Consider the following 7,536-nt stretch of genomic DNA (forward strand, 5'->3'; position numbering starts at 1 on the left):
TTATTCTACCCCATCAGGTCGAACACCTGTCCGCCAAGGCTCAGGTTGATGGCATCCTGCCCGTCGCCGTCCACCAGCGCCCAGAGGATCTGGCCCGTGGGGCGATAGATCACGAAGGCCTCCTGCACGGTGTCCGCCCCGGCGGTGGGCGTCGTGGTCACGTTCACCTGGAACTGGCTGCGCGTGGCGCTGCCGCCATAGACCAGGACGTCGCCTTCCGCGCTGGAATAGTCCTGGATCCAGTCGTTGCCGTGATCCGCGATGCCGAGATGGAACAACCTGTCGCCGCCGGCCCCGCCATTGACCCGGTCGCTGCCGAACCCGCCGTTGATGAAGTCGAACCCGTCACCGCCGAAGATCAGGTCGCCGAAGGCCGACCCGGTCAGCGTGTCGTCGCCGGTCCCGCCGATGACCGTGTCCGCGCCGAAGCCGCCGGCGATATAGTCGTTGCCGGCATCGCCGCGCAGCTCGTCGTTGCCGTAGCCGCCGTCGATCACGTCATTGCCGTCGCCGCCGTAGATTACGTCGCGCAGGTCGGAGGCGGACTCGCCGCCGAGGATACTGTCGTGGCCCGCACCTCCGATGAGCGTGTCGGCTCCGTCGAACCCCAAGATCGTATCGTCGCCGCCAAAGCCCCGGATCCGGTCCGCGCCATCCGCGCCACGCAATCGGTCAGCGGCGTCGGTGCCGTCGATCTCGCCCGCCGTGATCACGTACTGTACTTGGATGTCGCCGCGGCCATCGTCTGGCGACACGGCAGACCAGGCGGCCAGGACATCACCGTCCGGCAGGGCGACTAGCGTAACATCGAAGGACTGGATGCCAGTACTGTCGTAAAGCAGCGTCTCGCCCCCTTCCAAGCGACCATCGGCCGTTATCCGCTGCATGTAGAAGCCCGGCGGATGCACTCCGCCGGCAAGCCCGTTCGAACCCCAGGCCACCAGAGCGCCGCCACTTGACAGTGCCGTGATGGATGGAGGACCCGAGACATCGTGCTCGGTGGTCGTGCTGACCGCGATCGTTCCGCCGGCGCGGGCGCCGCTGGCGTCGAAGACTTGACCGAAATACCGCGGCGTGCCCCCTACGGCCTGGTTCCACACGGTCAAAAAGCCGCCGCCTCCCAGGCCCTCCACATGCACCCCGCCCGCGGGCAGCTCGCCGGGCGGCACGCTGTCGATGCGGAATTCGCTCCCGGTTGCCGCGCCGGCGGCGTCGAAGCGTTGTCCGTAGACGCCCTCGGGTCCGTTCCAGACCGTGACAAAGCCCCCGCCGGCCAAGGACGCGACCTGCGGAGCGGTCTGATCACCGGAGGTGGTGGTGTTGACGCGGATCTCGGCCCCACCGGTGCCGCCGGCGGTAAGGCTCCTAGCCGAGATTCCCAAGTCGGCGAAGGTCCCCTCGACCGCAAGGCTTTCCCAGACGACCACGGCGCTGCCATTGGCAAGACGCGCCGCGTCGGGCATCCTCTGGATTGATGATGTGAGGGTGTTGACCACGATCGGATCGCCAACGGCGCCGCCCGCGGAATCGACGGTCTGCGCCTCGATGTCGCCCCCCACGTCGAGGCTGCGCGTGGTATCCACCGCCAGAACGCCGCCCGCAGCATCCGCAATCGCTGCGAACGGAGACTGGGCCCTGAGGATGTCGTCCAGGACCGAACTTTCGGGCGCCAACGGCGTTCCATCCGCTGCGAAGATCCGGGCCTCGGTCACCGTGCGGCCACCGGGTGACGTGTCGTGCCAGAGCACCGCATGGCCGCCACCGGTCAACGGAACGATCTGAGGCCGCTCTTGCGCGCCCGCGAGATCGGCATTTACCGTGATGGTATCGCCAACAGGAGCGGAATAGAGGGGCATGGCGACCTCATCCTGGAATCATGCCATCATGTTCAACCCGGATCGCGTGCCGCACTGCCCATGGCGACCCGTGACCTGTATGAGACTATACCATAGACTCGATGAAACTCATAATTCGGGTTCGCCGCTCACACCCAATCAGGTCCGACGATGGTCCGGAGTTCTTGGCCGCGGCGGTCGGCGCCAAACCGGGCACTCCGCAGGAGAACGGCTACTGCGAAAGCTTCAACGCGAAGCTCAGGGACGAGCTCCTCTACGGCGAGATCTTTTACAGCCTCGCCGAGGCGAGTATCGTCATCGAGAACTGGCGCCAGCACTACAACACCAAGCGCCCGCGCTCATCGCTGGGTTATCGGCCACCGGCCCCAAAGGTCGTGCAGTGGCCGGCTCCGCCATCCGGAGCCGCTTCGCCGGCCAACCCGGCCGTAGCTCAAGGGCCCGTCGTGCACCAAGGCTGAGCCTGGATCATTTCATTGAGGGCAGGTTACGATCCGGAACTTATTTGATCAGGAAATCTTCGAGAGATTTTCCGTCGTTGAGGCCTTCCTTGATCCAGGCTGGTTGTCGGCCGCGACCCGACCAGGTCGTCTCTGGGTTCTCTGGGTGCCGATATTTGGGTGGGTTGATGGTGCCCTTGCGCGTCGATGGGTCGCCCATGAGTTCGGACAGCGAAAAGCCAGCTTCTCGGGCTGCAGCCTCGGCTTTGGCTAAGGCCTCTTGTTTCTTGCGCTTCTCGTAGCTCGAGATCGCCTTCTCGACATCCTTACGTAATGCCTTCAGCTCATCCAGTGTGAGCTCGTCTAGGTTTATTTCGGACATGTCGGGTTCCCTGCTCCATTTTATTTCCTACAGTAGATATGTGGTGGGACACAATGCTCCATACATATTTTAAATATATCAATACACTTTACACGAGCTTAGACGTTCCCACGATGGCGTGATGACCTGCCCCTTGGCAAAAAATCTTCCCGGAAGGAGGCTTTCGAGCCAGGTGAGGTACGAAGGAATTCCCCGGACTAGAGCCGGATCAGAAATCGATCTGGGGGGCCGGTCCCCTGGCGGAGTGCACAAGCTTAAAAAGATTGCCGCGAAGTCTCAATGTCTCCACACTGAGCCTCGACAAGGTGATCTTGGGCGAGCACTGCGTGAAAGCGGCTGAAGCCCGTCGACCGCCGCTGTCGTGGCGACCATTTCCGGCAGAGTCGTAGGGCCTCCAATCGGCTCTCCTACCATGTTCTCGGCCAGCATCGTTGATCCCGATTAAGGTGCTGCAGGGTCGATTCCACGAAGAGGCGCGGGCTGCGGACATCATCACGCTTGCATTGCGCAAGCACTAAAATGCTAGGCGCCCGCCCTCACCACTGGGTAATTGGACGCCAGCTCCCCCGGCCGACCTCGCGATCCGAATTCGCCTTCCTCCGATCGTAAATACTAGACCCGTCATTCACTGAGATTAAAGTCGGACCATTCGAATGGTGCAGACCACCCTGATACCAAAATCTGTAAAAATGGAATTGGCCCACGTGTTTCCACGCGGGCCAATTTCGAATTCTGCATAGGGCTTTAAAAATTTTCGCCTTTATTTATTTGAGGCGCCCATTATTTATTCGAGTTACTGGGTCCGTCACCCTTTCCGCCGGGTTGCGCATATGGGGCATCAGCTCGCTGACCATTCATCGGACTGGCAGAAGGTCCCGGATTGTTGTTGCCGCTGTTGCCCGTGATGCCGTCCCAAGGGCTGTTGCCCACGGGCTTTGCGTTCCCGGGGTTGCCGGCCGATGGCTCTGGCTCTGGTTCAGGATCAGGTACAATGGCGAAACTAGCCGTCGCAAGCATCGCTAGCGCAACTGTGCTAAGCGCTGTGACCTTATATTTTTTCATATTCCCCCCCAATATTTTATTGCTTCAGCCGCGGTCTGAACATGGCCCTCCGCAAGCTGCAGTATGACTAAAATTTTCCAAAAATTCAATTGTTTTGTCGCCAGCCCTCTTCACCATCGATCTCTGCGTTAGACTTGGGTTATCATCCGCTGTTTGAATAGGAGGGGTATGGTTTGCTCTGACCCCCGGCTTTCATCCAGCTGAAACCAGAGCCGACGCGTGACAATTGCCCGCTTTCGCGGAGGGAGCAATGGGCGATCGGCGGAACGTTTCCGGTTCGTGGAGCCGGTCGCCCATTGCGGCGAGTTGGGCGGCATAGGCCGCGGGGGTCTGGTATCCAAGCGCGGAATGGGGCCTCGCACAGTTGTAATCGGCCACCCAGGCGGCGATGACGCTTCGGGCGTGATCGAGGCCGAAGAACAGCGTCTCGTTCAAGAGCTAGTCCCGCATTTTGGAATTGAAGGCCTCGCAGATCCCGTTTTGCATCGGCTTGCCTGGCGCGATGAAGTGCCAGGGCACGCCCGTCTCCTCGGTCCAGGCCAGCATCGCGTTCGAAGTGAACTCGGTGCCGTGGTCGCTGACGATCAGGCCAGGCTTCCCGCGCCGGGCGATGAGCGCCGTCAGCTCCCGCGCGACACGCCGGCCCGAGATCGAGGTGTCGACCACGGCGGCGAGGCATTCCTTCGTCACGTCGTCGATCACGTTGAAGATCCGGAACCGGCGGCCATGGGCGAACTAGTCGTGGACGAAATCGACCGACCAGCGGGCGTTGGGCGCAGCCACCGTCAGCAGCGGCGCTCGCGTCCCGGTCGCCTTCTTCCGCCCCCGTCGCTTGCGCACCGAGAGGCCTTCCTCGCGGTAGAGACGCTGGGTCTTCTTGCGGTTCACGACATGTCCCTCCCGCCTCAGCAGAACGTGCAGCCGCCGGTAGCCGAACCGGCGGCGCTCGGATGCCAGCGCCCGCAGGCGCTCGCGCAGATCGGCATCATCGGGGCGTCGGCTGCGATAACGGATCGAGGTCCGGTCTGCGCCGATCACGGCACACGCCCGCCGCTCGCTCATCTCGTGGCGCTCCACGAGGATCGCAACGGCTTCGCGCCTGGCGGCGGGCGTCACCACTTTCGCGACAGGAGATCCTTCAACGCAGCCTGGTCGAGCAGGGACTCCGCGAGCAGCCGCTTCAGCCTGCCATTCTCCTCCTCGAGCGCCTTCAGCCGCTTCGCGTCCGACACCTCCATCCCGCCAAACTTGGCCTTCCAGGCGTAGAACGTGGCGCTGCTGATCCCGTGCCTGCGGCAGAGCTCCGCCGTCTTCGCACCCGCTTCCTGCTCGCGCAGGATGCCGATGATCTGCTCTTCCGTGAACTTCGATCTCTTCATGGTCCGGTCCTCTTCTTGGGCCGGACTCCAGTATCAGATGGAGGAGTTATCGGGGCTCAGAGCAGGTTCTCCGTGCGAAACAGGTCTGTGATATATGTAATCTATCTTGGTCCAGACCTTCGCATGGCCCGCACCCTGAAAAGTGATCCCACTACTCGTAGCCCCGCTTGGCCTTCTGCATATTGAGCGCAAACCGCGCGTCTTTGGCCTCGATTTCCGTTGCGAACCAGTCCGTTCGGACCCGCCCGGACCGTCCGATGCGGCCCCATTCGCGAACCAGTCCCCATTCTCCGAAAAGGCCGGGCACGATTTCCATACAGTAAAAACGGTGCGTGTTGGTCTTCGGGTTCGATCTAATCAGCCTCATGCGCTTTTGACGCGATCTTTTTTCCCGGTGGCCATGGTCCCCTGTGGGACCTCGCCGAGGATCGCGACAGTATCCGCTTAATCGAGATCTTTGCCCATAGCGACCGGCCCATCGGGGCCGTGTGTCATGCGCCAGCCGTGCTCAAACGTCCCAAATGGACGGATGGCACGGCCTTGGTGTCCAACAGGACCGTGACTGGGTTCACCAACACCGAAGAGGAAGGCGTGGGCCTCACCGATGTCGTGCCGTTCTTGGTCGAAGACATGCTGAAAGCCAATGGCGGGAGCTATGAAAAGGGCGAGGATTGGGCGTCTTTCGTCGTCACGGACGGCAAGCTGATCACGGGTCAAAATCCGGCTTCGTCCGAAGAGGCCGCGCGCAAGCTTTTGGCGATGCTCTAGAACTCAGCCCGGATCTCACGAGAAGTCGCTTTGCCTCGTGCTGCATCTTGCGATCCGCGGTTACTCCCTGCTCAGATCGCCTTCTACCGGATGCGGTGTGAGCACCGGTGCGCCGCGGCGCTCGCGGGTCTCGGGGTCGCTGCGGATGACAACGCGCAAAAGGCCCCATGCGGCGATGGCGGCCTGCAAACCAGCAAAGCCAGCTGCAGTCCACGTGGACCTATCAGGTCCATGAACAGACCGGCCAGGAGCGGCCCCAGCGCAGCGCCGAGCCCTTGCATGAGAACCAATCCTCCGGACACCGCAAGTGTCGCGGAGCCAGGAGCGCGGTCATTTACATGGGCTATGACAATCGCTTGCGCCGGAAGCACCAGCCCGCCGATGGCAAACCCCATCGCAAGCAGCAGCGGCCCTGAAGGAGCGGGCAATGGCAGTACAGCCAACATCAGCGCTGCTCCGGCCAAGGCCAATCCAATGCCTAGCCCACGCCGGCTGATCCGGTCCGACAACCAGCCAAACGGAAACTGAAGTAAAAGCCCGCCGATTGTGAAGGCTGCGATCAGTGCCGCGATGCGCGACTGGGTATAACCAATTTCCTGCGCGAAGAGCGGGGCCAGTCCGTAGAAGGTGCCGATCGATGCGCCGACCAACGCTGCCGCTACGGCACCATAGGGTGACAGACCCCAGAGCCGTTTGACGGAAGGCGGCTCTTGCGCCTCGTCCGTTCGCGGCTCATCGATCCGCGTCAGCGAGATAGGAACGAGCGCCAGAGACATGACGATCGAGACGAGTACGAAGAGCGTAAACTCGGCGGGGTCTCCAAGGTTCAGCAGGAACTGACCGGCCGCCCCGGCCGCCATCCCAACCATGCCATAAACTGCCAGCAGCCGACCTCGCTGGCTGGAAGCGACCGAGACATTCAGCCAGCTTTCGGTAACGATGATCAGCCCCGCAAAAGCAAAGCCCGTCAGGCTACGCACAGTGATCCAAATCCATGGATCGACGAAGGCAAGGTGCATCAGGGCCGCCGCCGAGGCCAGGGAGGCAAGTGCGGCAAAGGTTCGAATGTGACCGACCCTGTCGATCAGCTGTGGTGCCACCAAAGAACCGATGCTCATCCCGGCGAAAAAGCCCGACATGATAAGTCCAGTCGCCAAGCCACCGAAGCCTTCCAATCCGGCACGGACGGCCAAGAGAGTGGCCTGAAGACCGTTGCTCATCTGCAGAAGCGAGAATCCTGTCAGCAGTGTCGCGAGCGTCAGATTGGTGGCGCGCATCAATGGATCTCACAGCGTGGTCGTGTCGCGGAGGTGGTGGAAATTCGAGGGCGGCGTAATCTCCGGGTGAACTGACACCCACCCAACCGGCGGCGGCAACCGCCAGGGAGATCACGCCATGAACCAGATTACCGACACCGCGAGCTTTGCGCTACTGGCCGAAGAGGCCGGGTTCGATCTGATCGAAGAGCGGCTTCGAGCCAACGTGCGCGCGACCATCGAAGCCGTGTTCGAAGAGGAGCTGGCCAGCTTCCTCGGCCGGCTTCGCTACCGTCGTGGGGACGGCCCGGCAAAAGGCTATCGCCACGGTCACCGGAAGCGACAGCTCACCGGCACCTTTGGCACCGAGACGGTGCGGGTGCCGCGGGCCCGGAT

5 protein-coding genes and 3 pseudogenes are annotated in these 7,536 nt (G+C 62.1%); 3 read left to right on the top strand and 5 right to left on the bottom strand.

From position 1 onward, the window contains the following. Window positions 1-5: 5 nt before the first annotated feature. A complete protein-coding gene (locus BMX96_RS20090) occupies window positions 6-1,856 on the bottom strand; it encodes a calcium-binding protein (protein WP_091846274.1) in 1,851 nt (616 codons plus the stop codon). A 137-nt stretch (window positions 1,857-1,993) separates the two neighbouring features. On the opposite strand from BMX96_RS20090, the pseudogene BMX96_RS15360 reads away from it, so the two are divergent. Next, a pseudogene (locus tag BMX96_RS15360) lies at window positions 1,994-2,314 on the top strand (integrase core domain-containing protein); the annotation flags it as partial. 40 nt (window positions 2,315-2,354) lie between these two features. Here the strand turns inward: BMX96_RS15360 and BMX96_RS15365 are convergent. The 3 genes and pseudogenes from BMX96_RS15365 to BMX96_RS15375 form a co-directional block, all read right to left on the bottom strand. Then, the gene (locus BMX96_RS15365) at window positions 2,355-2,675 is read right to left on the bottom strand and encodes an H-NS histone family protein (RefSeq protein ID WP_091846275.1); all 321 of its coding nucleotides are present in this window, start codon (window positions 2,673-2,675) and stop codon (window positions 2,355-2,357) included. A 1,254-nt stretch (window positions 2,676-3,929) separates the two neighbouring features. Then, window positions 3,930-5,116, bottom strand: a pseudogene (locus BMX96_RS15370) (IS3 family transposase). Between the two features lie 151 nt (window positions 5,117-5,267). After that, window positions 5,268-5,483, bottom strand: coding sequence for a WGR domain-containing protein (locus BMX96_RS15375; RefSeq protein WP_091846276.1), 216 nt, complete (start codon window positions 5,481-5,483; stop codon window positions 5,268-5,270). Between the two features lie 5 nt (window positions 5,484-5,488). Here BMX96_RS15375 and BMX96_RS15380 point away from each other — a divergent pair. Next, window positions 5,489-5,884 (top strand): annotated as a pseudogene (locus tag BMX96_RS15380) (type 1 glutamine amidotransferase domain-containing protein); the annotation flags it as partial. A gap of 83 nt (window positions 5,885-5,967) precedes the next feature. Here the strand turns inward: BMX96_RS15380 and BMX96_RS15385 are convergent. Continuing rightward, on the bottom strand, window positions 5,968-7,161 hold the full coding sequence (locus BMX96_RS15385; protein ID WP_091846277.1) for an MFS transporter: 1,194 nt from the start codon (window positions 7,159-7,161) through the stop codon (window positions 5,968-5,970). Between the two features lie 118 nt (window positions 7,162-7,279). Here BMX96_RS15385 and BMX96_RS15390 point away from each other — a divergent pair. Next, on the top strand, window positions 7,280-7,536 hold a 257-nt coding region (locus BMX96_RS15390), incomplete at its 3' end, for a transposase (protein WP_175481761.1).

Source organism: Palleronia pelagia, assembly GCF_900110115.1.
Classification (GTDB): Bacteria; Pseudomonadota; Alphaproteobacteria; order Rhodobacterales; family Rhodobacteraceae; genus Palleronia; species Palleronia pelagia.